This window comes from Microbacterium sp. NPDC056234 (assembly GCF_042267585.1).
In the GTDB taxonomy this organism is placed as follows: domain Bacteria; phylum Actinomycetota; class Actinomycetes; order Actinomycetales; family Microbacteriaceae; genus Microbacterium.
Genome location: NZ_JBHJTE010000001.1, coordinates 466,609 through 481,607, shown reverse-complemented (window position 1 = coordinate 481,607; position 14,999 = coordinate 466,609). Strand labels below are relative to the sequence as shown.

Genomic DNA, 14,999 nt, shown 5'->3' with positions numbered 1-14,999 from the left:
ATGTCAGTTCGAGGTGAAGCCGACCAGCAGACCGCCGGTGACCTTGACCGCGAGGTTGTAGATGCCCGCGACGACCGCGCCCATCACGGTGAAGACGATGAGGTTCAGGATCGAGACGACGGCGGCGAATGCCATGACCTGCGGAAGGCCGACCGTCTCCGACAGCGAGAACGCGCCATCGGTGAAGCTTCCGAGGATCTCATCGACCTGCGAGATGACTCCCGTCGCCTGCAGGACCATGTACACCAGGAAGAACGAGACCATGGTCACGACCGCGAACGCGATCGCCCCGAGGAACGCCAGCTTCACCGCGGACCAGAAGTCGACGTAGACCAGGCGCAGGCGTACCTGCTTTCCCCCGGACTTGCGCGTCGATTTCTTCGCGAGCTTGTCGGCTACTGTGCTCATGCGTCTTAGTTTTCCTCAGGAGTCTGTGTGTTCTCGGAGTCGGGCGTTTCGGGATCCGCCTCGGACTCTTCCTCGGCGAGGCCCCGCTCTCCGTTGCGGGCGATGGCCAGGATGCGATCATCCGCAGATGTCCTCGCGAACACCACACCCATGGTGTCGCGGCCCTTCGCCGGGACCTCGGCCACGGCAGAGCGTACCACCTTGCCGCTGGACAGAACCACCAGGACCTCGTCGTCGTCCGCGACCATCAGACCACCGGCGAGCGTTCCCCGATCGTCGTTCAGCTTGGCCACCTTGATGCCGTAGCCGCCGCGTCCCTGCACGCGATACTCCTCGATCGCGGTGCGCTTGGCGTACCCGCCATCGGTTACCACGAACACGAACTGCCCAGGGGCGGCGACGGATGCCGAGAGCAGACTGTCGCCCTCGCGGAACTTCATTCCCTTCACACCGGCGGTCGCGCGACCCATCGGACGCAGCGCCTCGTCGGTCGCCGAGAAGCGCACCGACATGCCGCGGCGGCTGATGAGGAGGATGTCGTCCGACCTGTCCACCAGCAGGGCACCGACGAGTTCGTCCTCGTCGTTCAGACGGATCGCGATCACGCCGCCCTGACGGTTTGTGTCGTAGTCGCCCAGGCGGCTCTTCTTGACGAGGCCCTCACGCGTCGCGAGGACGAGATAGTCGGCGACGGCGTAGTCGCGGATATCGAGGATCTGTGCGATTCCCTCATCCGGCTGCAGCGCCAGCAGGTTCGCGACATGCGTGCCCTTGGCGTCGCGGCCGGCCTCCGGCACCTCATAGGTCTTCGTCCGGTAGACGCGCCCCTTGTCCGTGAAGAACAGCAGCCAGTGGTGCGTGGTCGTCACGAAGAAGTGCTCGACGATGTCATCGGCGCGCAGCTGAGCGCCCTTGATGCCCTTGCCACCGCGGTGCTGCGAACGGTAGTTGTCGCTGCGCGTCCGCTTGATGTAGCCGTCGCGGGTGACCGTGACCACCATCTCCTCTTCGGCGATGAGGTCCTCCATGGACACGTCGCCGTCGAAGCCGTGCAGGATGTGCGTGCGACGCTCGTCACCGAAGCGCTCGACGATGCCGACGAGCTCCTCGCGGATGATGGCGCGCTGGCGCATCTCGTCGGCGAGGATCGCGTTGTAGTCCTTGATCTTCGCTTCGATCTCGGTGGCCTCGTCGATGATCTTCTGCCGCTCGAGCGCCGCCAGGCGACGCAGCTGCATGTCGAGGATCGCCTGCGCCTGGTCGTCGTCGATATCGAGGAGCGCTTTCAGACCTTCGCGGGCCTCATCGGCGCTGGGCGAACGACGGATCAGCGCGATCACCTCGTCCAGCGCATCGAGTGCCTTGAGGTAGGCGCGCAGGATGTGCATGCGCGCCTCGGCCTTGCGCAGACGGAAGATCGTGCGGCGCACGATCACGTGGATCTGGTGGTCGATCCAGTGCGTCACGAACCCGTCGAGCGCGAGCGTGCGCGGCACGCCGTCGACGATCGCGAGCATGTTCGCGCCGAAGTTCTCCTGCAGCTGGGTGTGCTTGTACAGGTTGTTGAGCACGACCTTCGCCACGGCATCCCGCTTGAGGACGACGACCAGGCGCTGACCCGTGCGGTCCGAGGACTCGTCACGGATGTCGGCGATGCCGGTGATCTTGCCGTCGCGGGCGAGATCACCGATCTTGACCGCGAGATTGTCGGGGTTGACCTGGTACGGCAGCTCGGTGATGACCAGGCACGTGCGGCCCTGGATCTCCTCGACGTTCACGACAGCGCGCATCGTGATCGATCCGCGTCCTGTGCGATAGGCCTCCTGGATTCCCTTGGTGCCCAGGATCTGCGCACCGGTGGGGAAGTCCGGACCGGGGACGCGCTGGATCAGGCCCTCCAGGAGTTCCTCGCGCGGAAGACCGGGGTTGTCGAGCGCCCACAGCGCAGCGTCCGAGACCTCCCGCAGGTTGTGCGGCGGGATGTTGGTCGCCATGCCGACCGCGATTCCGACCGAACCGTTCACGAGCAGGTTCGGGAACCGTGCCGGCAGGACCGTCGGCTCCTGCGTCTGACCGTCGTAGTTGTCGGTGAAGTCGACGGTCTCTTCTTCGATGTCCCGCACCATCTCGAGGGCGAGCTGGGCCATCTTGGTCTCGGTGTACCGCGGGGCTGCGGCCCCCATGTTGCCCGGGGATCCGAAGTTTCCCTGCCCCTGCGCGAGCGGGTAGCGCAGCGACCACGGCTGCACGAGGCGGACGAGGGCGTCGTAGATCGCCGAGTCGCCGTGCGGGTGGTATTGACCCATGACCTCGCCGACGACACGGGCGCACTTCGAGAACGACTTGTCGGGGCGGAATCCACCGTCGTACATGCCGTAGATCACGCGACGGTGCACGGGCTTGAGGCCATCGCGCACATCCGGCAGCGCACGGCCGACGATGACCGCCATCGCGTAGTCGAGATAGCTGCGCTGCATCTCCGACTGCAGGTCGACCTGGTCGATCTTGCCGTGGTCGTGTCCTGTGTTGATGTCGGGACGTTCTTCGTCAGTCATGTGTGTCTTTCAATTCCGGTCGTTGAGCGACAGAAGCAAGGCGGAACGCGGGTCAGATGTCCAGGAAGCGGACGTCTTTGGCGTTGCGCTGGATGAAGCCGCGACGGGACTCGACGTCCTCGCCCATGAGCACGCTGAAGATCTCGTCCGCCGCGGCGGCGTCGTCGATCGTCACCTGGCGAAGGGTACGGGTGGAGTGATCCATCGTCGTCTCCCACAGCTCCTTGGCATTCATCTCGCCGAGACCCTTGTAGCGCTGCACGCCGGCATCCTTGGGGATGCGCTTGCCGTTCGCGAGTCCGTCCTTGAGCAGCGCGTCGCGCTCGGCATCCGAGTACACGTACTCGTGCGGCTGGTTCGACCACTTGAGCCGGTACAGCGGCGGCATCGCGAGGTAGACGAAACCGGCCTCGATCAGTCCGCGCATGTAGCGGAAGAGCAGGGTCAGCAGCAGGGTGGTGATGTGCTGACCGTCGACGTCGGCATCCGCCATCAGGACGATCTTGTGATAGCGGGCCTTCTCGATGTCGAAGTCCTCGCCGATGCCAGTGCCGAAGGCCTGGATCATCGCCTGGACCTCTTTGTTGCCCAGCGCCTTGTCGAGGCGAGCTCGTTCGACGTTGAGGATCTTGCCTCGGAGAGCCAGGATCGCCTGCGTGTGCGGGTCGCGTCCCTGCACGGCGGAGCCGCCTGCGGAGTCACCCTCGACGAGGAAGATCTCGCTGATCGACGGATCCTTGCTCGTGCAGTCCTTGAGCTTGTCCGGCATCGCGGCCGATTCGAACACGCTCTTGCGACGCGCGGTCTCGCGTGCCTTCCGGGCCGCCAGACGAGCGGTCGCTGCGTCGATCGCCTTGCGGATGACGTTCTTCGCCTGGGTCGGGTTGCGGTCGAACCAGTCGCCGAGCTGGTCGCCGACGACCTTCTGCACGAAAGCCTTCGCCTCGGTGTTGCCCAGTTTGGTCTTGGTCTGCCCCTCGAACTGCGGTTCGGACAGCTTCACCGAGATCACCGCGGTCAGGCCTTCGCGGACATCATCGCCGGAGAGGTTGTCGTCCTTCTCCTTGAGCAGGTTGTTCGCACGCGCGTACTTGTTGACGAGCGTCGTGAGTGCGGCGCGGAAGCCCTCTTCGTGCGTGCCACCCTCGTGAGTGTTGATGACGTTCGCGTAGGTGAACACGCTCTCGGTGTACGACGTCGTCCACTGCATGGCGATCTCGACGGAGATCTTGCGCACCGTGTCCTCTGCGGAGAAATCGATGATCTCGTCGTTGACGACCTCGGCGTGACGCACCTTGTTGAGGTACTCGACGTAGTCGACGAGTCCGCGCTCGTAGTGGAAGACATCCGCACGCTGCTTCGTGACGGTCTGGCCGTCCACTTCGGTCTCGTACGTCGCGTTCTCGCGCTCATCGTTGAGCTCGATGCGCAGTCCCTTGTTGAGGAACGCCATCTGCTGGAAGCGGGTGCGCAGCGTCTCGTACTCGAACTCGATGCCTTCGGTGAAGATCTCGGCGTCCGGCCAGAACGTGATGCTCGTTCCGGTCTCCTCGGTCGCCTCGCCCTTCTCGAGCTGCTGCTGCGGAACGCCGCCGTCGGCGAAGCTGTGCCGCCAGACGAAGCCCTTCTGCCTGACCTCGACGTCGAAGCGCGTGGACAGCGCGTTCACGACCGACGAGCCGACGCCGTGCAGGCCGCCGCTGACGGCGTAGGCGCCGCCGCCGAACTTTCCGCCGGCGTGCAGGATGGTCAGCACGACCTCGACGGTGGACTTGGTCGGATCGGACGAGTGCGGGTCGACGGGGATGCCGCGGCCGTTGTCGACGACGCGGACGCCGCCGTCGGCGAGCAGGGTCACGACGATGGTGTCGGCATGGCCGGCCATCGCCTCGTCGACGGAGTTGTCGACGATCTCCTGCACGAGGTGGTGCAGGCCGCGAGGACCCGTGGATCCGATGTACATGCCGGGTCGCTTGCGCACCGCCTCGAGTCCTTCGAGGATCTGGATGGAGTCGGCGCCGTACTCGGCGGAGATCTTCGTGGATTCGGCGGCAGAGCTCTGCTGCACGTCGGGGGTGCCCCCGGTCGTCGATTCCGTCTCGTCAGCGGGGGATTCAGGCGTCATCAGAGGGCAGTCTCCACATCGATCTTGTGAAGTCCAGTCTAGCTGTACTGGAAGCGGTTCATCGCGCTGAAAGGCCGTGTGTGGCCCTCAAATCGATCCGGATACCTCTCGTGGTGTCCTACCCGTAGGTATCGCGCGGACCCCGCCCTGGGACGGCTCTCGGGCCCCATTTCCAAGAGGGAACGTCCGGTCCGATGAAACGGAGGTTGTCCACACCTGCTGCCGGATACCTCCTGCCGATCTCAGTGAGGATTGTTCCGCGCATGTACTGGAGGTTCTTCGCCCACGCCGTCGAATCGCACTTGACCGTGAGCATTCCGTTCTCCAGGGAGACCGGGTCGGAGTGCTTCGCGGTGTCCGCCCCGGCGAGGTCCGCCCACTGGCGGACCAGGTCCTCCCGTGCCATCGTCGATTCCCAACCGGCCTCTTTCGTGAGGACGTCGAGGACCGCGCCGAGCGATCCGGGGTCTCGGCCCGGCGTGAACGGGGCGTTCTCGTCGTCGTCCGCAATGCGGCGTTTGCGCTTCCAGTTCTTCGAACTCGGCTTCAGACCCCGCAGGCGCAGGTAGGTCGCAACGGTCTCGGGGATGTCGGATGCCGCGTGCGTGATGTGCTCGGTCACTGGTCGCTCCCCTCGTCGTCGCCGAGTGCTGTCTCGGACGTCCCCGCATCGGATCGTTCGTCGACGATCGTCCCCGCGTCGATGCGCACGACGTGACGGTGCAGCACATCAGGGATATCCTCCTCGACTGCGGCCGTTACCACCACCTGCTCGTACCCGCTGGTCAGCGTCGCGAGCCGTCGACGTCGATCGGCGTCGAGCTCGGCGAACACGTCGTCGAGGATCAGCACCGGATCGCCGGCCGGCGACTCGCTGCGCAGAAGCTCCGCGGAAGCGAGGCGCAGCGCGAGCGCCACCGACCAGGATTCGCCATGCGATGCGTAACCCTTCACCGGAAGCGATCGCACGCGCATGAGCAGATCATCGCGGTGCGGTCCGACGAGAGTGAGTCCTCGATCCAGCTCCTGGGTGCGCTTCGCCAGCAGTGCGGCGCGGAAGGCCTCGGCGATGTCGGCGCGCTCGACAGCCGCGGACTCCGCAGGTTCGCCCTCTTCCGGGTCTCCCCCGCGGACCGAGAGCGCCCACTCGAGCTCTGGCCGGTGATCGGCTCCCGCGATCGCGCTGTAGGCCTCTGCCAACGGAGCCTGGAGGTCGGCTGCCAGGCGCTGCCTGGCCGCGATGATCTCGCTGCCGAGCGCAACGAGTTTGTCGTCCCACACCTCGAGTGTCGTGAGGGCTTCGCCCCGGATCCCCCGGGCGCGAGCGGATTTCAGCAGGGCAGTGCGCTGTTTGAGCACGCGGTCATAGTCGCCGAGCACCCCAGCCATGCGCGGAGCACGCTGGATGAGCAGCTGATCGGCGAAACGACGGCGTGCCGACGGGTCTCCCCGGACGATCTGCAGGTCTTCGGGAGCGAACAGGACGACATGCGCATATCGCGGCAGTTCGCTCGTCTTCACAGTCGAACCGTTGATGCGCGCCTTGTTGGATCCCTGCCTGTTCAGCTGCACCTCGATGAGGACCCGACGTTCCCCGACCGACAGACGGGCTCGGATGATCGCGAACTCGTGGCCATCGCGCACCATCGGCGCATCTGAAGAAACCCGATGCGAACCCAGAGTGGCGAGGAACACGATCGCCTCGGCCAGATTCGTCTTGCCCTGGCCGTTACGGCCGACGAGAACGTTCGGCCCGGGGTGCAGGGCGAGATCAGCGGTCGCGTAATTGCGGAAATCGACCAGGTTCAGGTGCTCCACAATCACGGGAGTCAGCCTAGTCGGGACGTCGGACAGAGGATGCCGGGGTGAAGTTCGCGTTCGACATCGCTCGTGAGTTCGCAATGCCGGGCTCCGGGATGCTCCCGTTCTGGGAATGGGAGGGGGAGGAGTGTCAGCGCAGGAGGAGATTCGGCTGGAGCAGGTACTTGTACGAGTCGTTGCCGGCCTGGTCGACCGAGGTCTGGCTCGTGACGAGAATCGGGCTGAGCTTGTTCGCGTTGTCGCTCGAGGTGAACGTGACGCGCACGAACTCGCTCTTGACCGCGCCGAGCGCCTCGACAAGGTACTGCGGGTTGAGCCCGAGGGTGACCTCGTCTCCACCGGAGAGGTGCGCGTCGACCGATTCGGATGCTCGTGCCTGCTCGCTGCCCGAAGCGTCCATGGTGACGTTGTCGCTGGAGAACGTGAAACGCAGCGGAGCGGCCCGGTCGAGCACGAGCGAGACGCGGCGGACGGCCTCGATGAGATCGGCCGTGCTGACGACCGCGTAGTGGTCGGTCTGCTCGGGGAACAGCCGGCGCACGGGCGGGAAATTGCCCTTGATCAGGAGAGAAGTCACTGTCTTGTTGCCAGCGGTGAAGGCGATGATCTCGCGATCGCCCTCACCCGAGAACGCGATCTCGATGTTGCCGGCGTGCGCGAAGGTCTTGCCGACCTCCTGCAGCGTGCGTGCCGGGACGAGCGCGGTCTGGTCGGCTGAGGTGCCGTCCCACGGAACATCGCGCAGCGACACCCGGTACCGGTCGGTGGCGACGAGGCTGAGGCTGTGGCCGGAGACTTCGAGCTGCACACCGGTGAGGACAGGCGTGACATCGTCGCGCGACGCCGCGAAACCGACCTGCGCGATCGCCGTGCCGAAATCCTCGGCCGGAACCACACCGGACGACCCGGAGACCTCGGGAATCGAAGGATATTCCTCGACCGGCATCGCAGCGAGGGTGAACCGGGCGGAGCCGCAGGTGACGGTGATCCCGCCGTCGTCTTCGACGGCGATCTCGATGGGTGCGTTGGGCAGCCGGCTCGCGATGTCCGACAGCAGGCGGCCATGGACCAGGATCGTGCCAGGTGTGTCGACCGTCGCGTCGATCGTCGTGCGGGCGGATGCCTCGTAGTCGAACGCGGAAAGCGTCAATCCGGCGTCACCGGCTTCGATCAGCACGCCGGCGAGGATCGGCTGCGGATTGCGCTGAGGCAGGAGTTTGACGACGAAGGACACTGCTTCGCTGAAGACATCGCGATTGACCTGGAACCTCACGGGCGCTCCCTCGTCGTAATTACAAGACCTGCGCAGGCGGGCCCACCGCAGGGCTTCCCATCGTAGCCCCAGAGTGCGACCGAACCATACGCCCCGGTTTCCACACCTTCGAGGTGATCGGATCGCGCTTCATTCGGGTTAACTCCTTAACGGTGTTAACAGCTGTGGATACTGTGGATAACTCGGTGGATATCAGTCGGGAGTAGGAAACTACACGGCTGTGAGATGTGGAATCCCTGAGGAAACCGCGGGTTTCGGGATGGTCAGGTCTCTTCGCCCTTCCTCGAGTTATCCACAGGATGCCGCGTTCGGAATGGATTCGTCCCGTTAACAACGGGATTCATCCACAAGTTATCCACATGTGCAAACCGGCATATCGGAGTGCTGGGCGGCGTGTCAAGCGTCGAGTTCCGTGGGGTGAAGGTAATGGGGGCCGGGCTGCGGGGCATCCGATCCGGAAGGGGTGAGGAGCGGCAGCTTCGACGTCGTCGTCGGCTGCGGCGGATACAGCTGGGACGCCACGTCGCTCGTTGAGCGAGCGGAGCGAGCCGAAACGCATGCGGAATCGAGCAGCGCCCGTTCGGTCCGGGTCAGCGGCGTCCGAGCTGCGTGGTGATCTCCGTCACCTGGTTGTAGATGGAGCGACGTTCCTTCATGAGCTCGCTGATCTTCTTGTACGCGTACATCACGGTGGTGTGGTCGCGGTTGCCGAAGAGCTGGCCGATCTTGGGCAGCGAGAGGTTGGTGCGCTCACGGCAGAGATACATGGCGATCTGTCGGGCTGTGGCGATCTGCTGCGAGCGGCTGGAACCGTACAGGTCGTCGACGGTGAGCTTGAAATACTGCGCCGTCGCCGTGATGATGTCCGTCGGCGAGATGATGTTGTCCTCGGCGGTGTCGATGATGTCGCGCAGCACGGTCTGGGCAAGCGAGATGTCGAGAGACGAACGATTCAGGCTCGCGAACGCCGACACCCGGATGAGTGCTCCCTCGAGTTCGCGGATGTTGGACGACACCACGGTGGCGATGTACTCGAGCACCTCGTCGGGAATGTGGAGAGCTTCGCTCTGCGCCTTCTTGCGCAGGATCGCGATGCGCGTCTCGAGGTCGGGCGCCTGGACGTCCGTGATGAGGCCCCACTCGAAGCGGCTTCGCATCCGATCCTCGAAGCCGGTGAGGTGCTTCGGAGCGACATCGCTCGTGATCACCACCTGCTTGTTGTGGTCATGCAGTGTGTTGAAGGTGTGGAAGAAGGCTTCCTGCGTCTCTGCGCGTCCCTGGAGGAACTGGATGTCGTCGATGAGAAGGATGTCGACGTCGCGATAGCGCGCCTGGAACGCGGAACCGCGGTTGTTCGCGATGGAGTTGATGAAGTCGTTCGTGAACTCTTCGCTGGAGACATAGCGGACTTTGACGCCGGAATAGAGCGACTGGGCGTAGTCGCCGATGGCGTGCAGCAGGTGAGTCTTACCCAGACCGGAATCGCCGTAGATGAACAGTGGGTTGTACGCCTTGGCCGGCGCCTCGGCGACGGCGACCGCCGCCGCATGCGCGAACCGGTTGGACTGGCCGATCACGAAGTTGTCGAAGGTGTACTTCGGGTTCAGGCGGGATTCGTGTCGGACAGAGCTCGGCTGCTCCATCGGCGATTCGACTCGAGCCGGCTCGATACGGGCGAAATCCGACACCGCGATCGGTGCCGTCGGCTGATCCGCGAGTTCGTGGTTCACGACGACGCGGAACGAGGTGACCTCGCCGCCCGTCTGTGCGAGCCCTTCCATGAGAGGTACGCGCAGCCGCTTGTTGATCTGTGCCGCGGTGAGATCGTTGGGCACATCGAGATACAAGGTCGCACCCATGACCCCGGCGGGCACCGCCAGTGAGAGGAAGCCCTGCAACTGAGGTGTGACGCGGTCATCATCTGCCAGGACCTCGAGCACCTCGTTCCAGACCGGGACGTCGGGGTGGGCAGGCGAGGACATGGCGCTCCGTGCGGACGAGGATCGGAGAGTCGCTGTGACCGCGGACTCCCCTGTGGATAACTTCGGATGCCACGGTAGTCATCACAGCTGTGAACGGCAACCTGCCGCGGAAAACCGGCGGGTGTGTTGTGCCGGGTCGGGTGCATCCGGCTGTGGATAATGGCTGTGCGGATCGGATGCCGGAGTCGGCGCTGCCACGCGGGGATTTGCCCTGCGTGCCAGACTGACGTACCCTAAATCGGTTGACTTATGCCCAATTGGGCAGCCCCCATGTCCCCGGTAGATCTGCATCCGGTGACTGACTTCCCGGAGTGATCCATGAGCAAGCGCACTTTCCAGCCCAACAACCGTCGTCGTGCCAAGAAGCACGGCTTCCGTGCCCGCATGCGTACCCGCGCGGGCCGCGGCATCCTGGCCGCCCGTCGTGCGAAGGGCCGCACCGAGCTTTCGGCGTAACCCGCTGTGCTCGCCCGTCCGCATCGTCTGACCCGTGGCGATGACTACCGAATGGTGGTCAGGCGCGGTTCGCGGTGCGGCGGCAGCCGTGTCATCACCTCGGTTCTCCCGACCACTGACACGGAGCGAGCAGCCCGGTTCGGGTTCATCATCAGCAAGCAGGTGGGCAACGCTGTGATCCGCAACACCGTGCGTCGTCGGCTCAAAGCCGTCTGCGCGGAGTTGTTGTCAGAGGTCCCTCAGGGCACGGATGTCGTCATCCGTGCCCTTCCTGCATCCGCGACGGCTTCGTTCGTGGAACTACGGGCGGATGTGCAGCGTTGCCTGACCCGCCTGACCCGACAGGTGACGACGTGAGCGCACTGCCTTCGTATGCCTTCGGTGAGGCGCACCTGCATGCCGGGGACCTTCTGCGCAGCATCCCACTGCTCCCGCGGAATCTCGTGCTCGGATTTCTCACGACGTATCGCAAGGTGATCTCGCCGCTCTACGGAGACGTGTGCGCGTATTACCCATCTTGTTCCGCCTACGCTGTAGGTGCGGTGCAGCAGCATGGCGCGGTGAAGGGAGCTCTGCTCTCGGCATGGCGCATCCTGCGGTGCAACCCCTGGACTCAGGGTGGCGTCGACGACGTCCACCCGCACAAGCATTTCCATTACGACCTGACCGCTCACGGTTTCGTCGTTCCTCTTCGAAAGGACTGAACAGTGGGTCTTGACCTTCTGCTCGCGTCTGCGACATCGACACCAGCACCCGAGAACTCCGGGTTCGACCTGCTCGGGACGATCCTGTGGCCGCTGAAGTGGGCGGTCGAGGCCGTGCTCGTCTTCTGGCACTGGCTGTTCACGGCGATGGGGCTACCGGCCGCAGCCGGCATCACCTGGATCCTGTCGATCGTCGGTCTTGTCATCGTGGTGCGCGGGGCGGTGTTCCCGCTGTTCGTGCGACAGATCAAGAGCCAGCGAAAGATGATGGAAATTGCTCCTGAACTGCGAAAAGTCCAGGAGAAGTACAAGGGCAAGAAGGATCAGCTCTCTCGCGAGGCCATGAGCCGCGAGACGATGGCCCTGTACAAGAAGCACGGCACGACGCCGATGTCGAGCTGTCTTCCGCTGCTGGTCCAGATGCCGATCTTCTTCGCGCTCTTCAGCGTGCTCAACGACGTGACCAAGCACGCCATCGCCGGTCTCGGTGGGGTCGGACTGCTCAGCCCCGAGCTCACCAAGGAGTTCTACGACGCGACGATCTTCGGGACCGTCTCGCTGCATGGCACGCTCGGCCAGGCCATCGAGACGCAGAACGTGACCGCGATCGTTCTGCTCGTGATCCTCGTGGTTCTCATGATCGCGTCGCAGTTCTTCACGCAGCTGCAGATCATCTCGAAGAACCTGTCGCCCGAGGCCAAGACCGGCCAGGCGTACCAGATGCAGAAGATCATGCTCTACGTCCTGCCGCTGGGCTTCATCTTCTCCGGTGTGTTCTTCCCGCTCGGTGTCGTCGTCTACTGGTTCGTCTCGAACCTGTGGACCATGGCGCAGCAGTTCCTGGTCATCCGCGAGATGCCGACCCCCGGTTCCGAGGCCGCGAAGGCCCGCGAGGAGCGACTCGCCCGCAAGGGCAAGGCCATCAACGCTGAGGGCAAGGTCGTTCCGATGTCGGTCTATGAGGCTGAGCAGCAGCGCAAGCTCGAAGCGGCGGAGAAGGCCAAGGCCGAGGCGCCGAAGCGCCAGCAGCCGGTAGGAAAGAAGCGCGCGAAGAAGAAGGGCACCAACTGATGAGCGTCGAGGACGTCACCGAGCGCCCTGTCCCGAGCGTCGCCGACCTCGAGGCCGAGGGCGACGTCGCAGCGGACTTCCTGGAAGAGCTGCTTGACATCGCGGATATCGACGGCGACCTGAATCTCGACGTACGGCAGGGTCGTGCGTACGTCTCGGTTGAGGCCGAAGGGGATGGCATTGAACTGCTGTCCGCGCCGGATACCGTTCAAGCCCTGCAGGAGATCACGCGCCTTGCGGTGCAGAGCAAGACGGGAGCTTTCTCCCGGTTGATCCTCGACATCGGTGGATCCCGCGACGCCCGTCGTCGACAGCTCGAGCGTCTGGTGGATGCCGCCGTCGTGAAGCTCGACGATGGGGCATCGCAGGCATCTCTCCCGTCGATGTCGAGTTACGAGCGCAAGCTCGTGCACGATATCGTCGCGGACCGCGGTCTCACGTCTGAGTCCTATGGTGACGGCGCAGATCGCCACACGGTCATCCGTCGTCGCTGATGTTTCACGTGAAACGGTCCGGGAACAGGTCATGACCGAGGTGGAAACCGAACCGTCCGCGGCCGTTGCGCTGTTCGGTGATCGAATCGACCTCGCGCGTGCATTCACGAATGCTCTTGCGGCGCAGGGGGAGGAGCGCGGGCTGATCGGCCCCTTGGAGCTTCCGCGGCTCTGGACTCGCCATGTGCTGAATTCGGCGATCGCTGCCCCTCTTCTTCATGGTCACGTCGCGGACATCGGCTCTGGTGCCGGCTTGCCAGGGCTCGTCCTGGCGATTGCGCGTCCTGATGTGCAGGTCACGCTGGTCGAGCCGATGGAGCGCCGCGTCGCCTGGCTCAATGAACAGGTGAGCGCTCTCGATATGAGTAACGTCGAAGTCCTCCGTGCACGCGCGGAAGAGGTCGGTCGGCCGAAGTCCTTCGACGTCGTCACAGCCCGAGCCGTCAGCGCGCTGCGTACCTTGCTGCCCCTCACCGCTCCGCTTGTTCGGGACGGTGGTGAGATCGCGCTCCTCAAGGGCGTGAACGCTGCCAACGAGATCGACGCGGCCGAGAAGCAGATCAGGAAGTACAAGCTGACGGACGTTCGTGTCGAAGTGTTGGGCGAGGGCGTTCTGGCCGAAGTCACTCGCGTCGTGCGGGGCATCGTCCGGGCATGACGGTCGCACGATGTTTCACGTGAAACATCGTGTAGCGCCGCCGCTTCACCCCACTATCGAACGTTTCTTGGCCGTGCTATCCGAGCACTCACTGCGCGGCTGACGTGTCGGGAATCGAGTCGGGGCCTCTCGCCGTGCGCCCGGGGAGGGCGTTGCTCCTACTGGCGAGGTTCCCTCGCGCACGGTGGAGGCCTTGCTGCATCTAAGAGGTTCTGGCCTCCGCGGTCGGGTGGAGCGCGGCTCTCTCGATGCCAGCGAGAGACGGGCTGCCGGCGTCGATGCGGATGTTTCACGTGAAACGATGGGTTGAAAGGGGGTGTGACCGATTGATGCATGTGCGATCGGCGGACTGGATCTTCCGTCAGAGCCTGGGCACAGACGCGGAATGGATGGCCGATCTGAGAGCACTCGTCCTGCGCGCGGATCTGGAACGACTGGGGCGATATGATGAGCAACGTGTCCGCGAACGGTTCCTTGCTGCCTTTTCCCCACAGAACACCCGGGTGATCGTGCGAGACGGGCGCGATGTCGGACTCGTCGCGGTTCGATCGGATGGTGAAGTCCGGTGGATCGAGCACTTCTATCTCGAACCGACGATGCAGGGCATGGGGATCGGCGGGCAGGTCCTCGGGGAGATCCTCGCTGATTCGCCCGACTCGGCCCACCGATTGAATGTCCTTCAGGGGAGCGCGGCACGTCGACTGTACGTCCGCCACGGATTCGAGGTCGAACGAGAGGACGCCGTCGATGTCTTCATGATCCGGACAGCTTCGTCACGTCGATCGTAGAGACCTAAGTGAAGTATGGAGCGCGGCAGCGATCGATCGATCTTATGTCCGCCGTGGTTGTCTCGCGATCCCGGCGACCTGCGCCAATGGTCTCTCCTTGATTTCGACCGGACATTTTGGCCATGGACGCGCACGCGTTCTCAAACGTTCTGTTTCGGCGGATGTTTCACGTGAAACATCCGCCCGTCTGGGCTCTTTCTTATGCGCGCGTGTAACGCGGAGTGCGGTGGAATCCGGGCGACAGCCTGATGTCCGAACGCAAGAACCAGCAAAAGCCAGCGTCCGGCCTGATCATCTCCGATCTCGAGCGCCTGGTGACGCTCGTCGGCGATGGTCCTCAACTACGGGGGAGTGCAGTGGAGGATCGTTGTCGCGCAACTGCGAGGTTCGCTCAGGAGCAGCTGGCGTTTCACGTGAAACGGCATCGACATGCGGCGAACCTCGCCCGGCATGATGTCCTGGCGGGCGGGCGGGCGGGCGGGCGGGCGGGCGGGCGTGCTGACGGCGAGGCGGCGGGCGTTCCCGCCGCGATACCCGCGAAGCAGGGGCCTGTAGCGGGGTAGTGATCCCGTCGACACAGCACGGCGGTCGGAGCCGTGGATGCCGAGCCGTGGACGTCGGTTGATCGGTGTCGATGCCGGCCGCGCCGGGCGGGGAGTTTCGG

General features: G+C 64.4%; 14 protein-coding genes. 7 read left to right on the top strand and 7 right to left on the bottom strand.

Annotation, left to right across the window (positions count from 1 at the left end; translation table 11 throughout):
• Window positions 1-3 precede the first annotated feature (3 nt).
• From ACFCYE_RS02340 to dnaA, 7 genes are all read right to left on the bottom strand, one after another.
• On the bottom strand, window positions 4-408 hold the full coding sequence (locus tag ACFCYE_RS02340; RefSeq protein ID WP_376175943.1) for a DUF3566 domain-containing protein: 405 nt from the start codon (window positions 406-408) through the stop codon (window positions 4-6).
• Between the two features lie 5 nt (window positions 409-413).
• Window positions 414-2,963, bottom strand: a complete 2,550-nt coding sequence (gene gyrA, locus ACFCYE_RS02335; RefSeq protein ID WP_376175942.1) for a DNA gyrase subunit A — start codon at window positions 2,961-2,963, stop codon at window positions 414-416.
• Between the two features lie 52 nt (window positions 2,964-3,015).
• Window positions 3,016-5,088, bottom strand: a complete 2,073-nt coding sequence (gene gyrB / locus ACFCYE_RS02330; RefSeq protein ID WP_376175941.1) for a DNA topoisomerase (ATP-hydrolyzing) subunit B — start codon at window positions 5,086-5,088, stop codon at window positions 3,016-3,018.
• A gap of 118 nt (window positions 5,089-5,206) precedes the next feature.
• Entirely contained in the window at window positions 5,207-5,710 is a 504-nt protein-coding gene (locus ACFCYE_RS02325; RefSeq protein WP_376175940.1) for a DUF721 domain-containing protein, read from the bottom strand.
• A complete protein-coding gene (gene recF / locus ACFCYE_RS02320; protein ID WP_376175939.1) occupies window positions 5,707-6,912 on the bottom strand; it encodes a DNA replication/repair protein RecF in 1,206 nt (401 codons plus the stop codon). The genes ACFCYE_RS02325 and recF overlap by 4 nt, the downstream gene beginning before the upstream one ends.
• A 127-nt stretch (window positions 6,913-7,039) precedes the next feature.
• On the bottom strand, window positions 7,040-8,182 hold the full coding sequence (gene dnaN, locus ACFCYE_RS02315; RefSeq protein WP_376175938.1) for a DNA polymerase III subunit beta: 1,143 nt from the start codon (window positions 8,180-8,182) through the stop codon (window positions 7,040-7,042).
• Between the two features lie 590 nt (window positions 8,183-8,772).
• Window positions 8,773-10,164 carry a chromosomal replication initiator protein DnaA gene (dnaA, locus tag ACFCYE_RS02310; protein WP_376175937.1) on the bottom strand — a complete coding sequence of 464 codons (1,392 nt, stop codon included), beginning with the start codon at window positions 10,162-10,164 and terminating at the stop codon, window positions 8,773-8,775.
• Window positions 10,165-10,482: 318 nt separating this feature from the next.
• Between dnaA and rpmH the strand changes: the two genes are divergently transcribed.
• The 7 genes from rpmH to ACFCYE_RS02275 all read left to right on the top strand — a co-directional run bounded on the left by rpmH (window position 10,483) and on the right by ACFCYE_RS02275 (window position 14,335).
• A complete protein-coding gene (gene rpmH, locus ACFCYE_RS02305; protein ID WP_013584598.1) occupies window positions 10,483-10,620 on the top strand; it encodes a 50S ribosomal protein L34 in 138 nt (45 codons plus the stop codon).
• A gap of 6 nt (window positions 10,621-10,626) precedes the next feature.
• Entirely contained in the window at window positions 10,627-10,977 is a 351-nt protein-coding gene (rnpA, locus tag ACFCYE_RS02300) for a ribonuclease P protein component (protein ID WP_376175936.1), read from the top strand.
• The gene (yidD, locus tag ACFCYE_RS02295) at window positions 10,974-11,324 is read left to right on the top strand and encodes a membrane protein insertion efficiency factor YidD (protein ID WP_376175935.1); all 351 of its coding nucleotides are present in this window, start codon (window positions 10,974-10,976) and stop codon (window positions 11,322-11,324) included. The genes rnpA and yidD overlap by 4 nt, the downstream gene beginning before the upstream one ends.
• A gap of 3 nt (window positions 11,325-11,327) precedes the next feature.
• Window positions 11,328-12,395 carry a membrane protein insertase YidC gene (gene yidC, locus ACFCYE_RS02290; protein ID WP_376175934.1) on the top strand — a complete coding sequence of 356 codons (1,068 nt, stop codon included), beginning with the start codon at window positions 11,328-11,330 and terminating at the stop codon, window positions 12,393-12,395.
• Window positions 12,395-12,889 carry a protein jag gene (locus ACFCYE_RS02285; RefSeq protein ID WP_376175933.1) on the top strand — a complete coding sequence of 165 codons (495 nt, stop codon included), beginning with the start codon at window positions 12,395-12,397 and terminating at the stop codon, window positions 12,887-12,889. The genes yidC and ACFCYE_RS02285 overlap by 1 nt, the downstream gene beginning before the upstream one ends.
• Before the next feature lie 31 nt (window positions 12,890-12,920).
• The gene (gene rsmG, locus ACFCYE_RS02280; RefSeq protein ID WP_376175932.1) at window positions 12,921-13,547 is read left to right on the top strand and encodes a 16S rRNA (guanine(527)-N(7))-methyltransferase RsmG; all 627 of its coding nucleotides are present in this window, start codon (window positions 12,921-12,923) and stop codon (window positions 13,545-13,547) included.
• 248 nt (window positions 13,548-13,795) lie between these two features.
• Complete coding sequence (locus ACFCYE_RS02275; RefSeq protein ID WP_376175931.1) at window positions 13,796-14,335, top strand: GNAT family N-acetyltransferase; 540 nt, start codon at window positions 13,796-13,798, stop codon at window positions 14,333-14,335.
• Window positions 14,336-14,999: the final 664 nt, after the last annotated feature.

What these genes read in the sequence shown, in the direction of transcription:
- gyrB (WP_376175941.1), bottom strand. Translation starts at nt 5,088, where the DNA reads ATGACGCCTGAATCCCCCGCTGACGAGACGGAATCGACGACCGGGGGC.
- ACFCYE_RS02340 (WP_376175943.1), bottom strand. Translation starts at nt 408, where the DNA reads ATGAGCACAGTAGCCGACAAGCTCGCGAAGAAATCGACGCGCAAGTCC.
- ACFCYE_RS02275 (WP_376175931.1), top strand. Translation starts at nt 13,796, where the DNA reads ATGCCAGCGAGAGACGGGCTGCCGGCGTCGATGCGGATGTTTCACGTG.
- gyrA (WP_376175942.1), bottom strand. Translation starts at nt 2,963, where the DNA reads ATGACTGACGAAGAACGTCCCGACATCAACACAGGACACGACCACGGC.
- rpmH (WP_013584598.1), top strand. Translation starts at nt 10,483, where the DNA reads ATGAGCAAGCGCACTTTCCAGCCCAACAACCGTCGTCGTGCCAAGAAG.
- dnaA (WP_376175937.1), bottom strand. Translation starts at nt 10,164, where the DNA reads ATGTCCTCGCCTGCCCACCCCGACGTCCCGGTCTGGAACGAGGTGCTC.
- rsmG (WP_376175932.1), top strand. Translation starts at nt 12,921, where the DNA reads ATGACCGAGGTGGAAACCGAACCGTCCGCGGCCGTTGCGCTGTTCGGT.
- ACFCYE_RS02285 (WP_376175933.1), top strand. Translation starts at nt 12,395, where the DNA reads ATGAGCGTCGAGGACGTCACCGAGCGCCCTGTCCCGAGCGTCGCCGAC.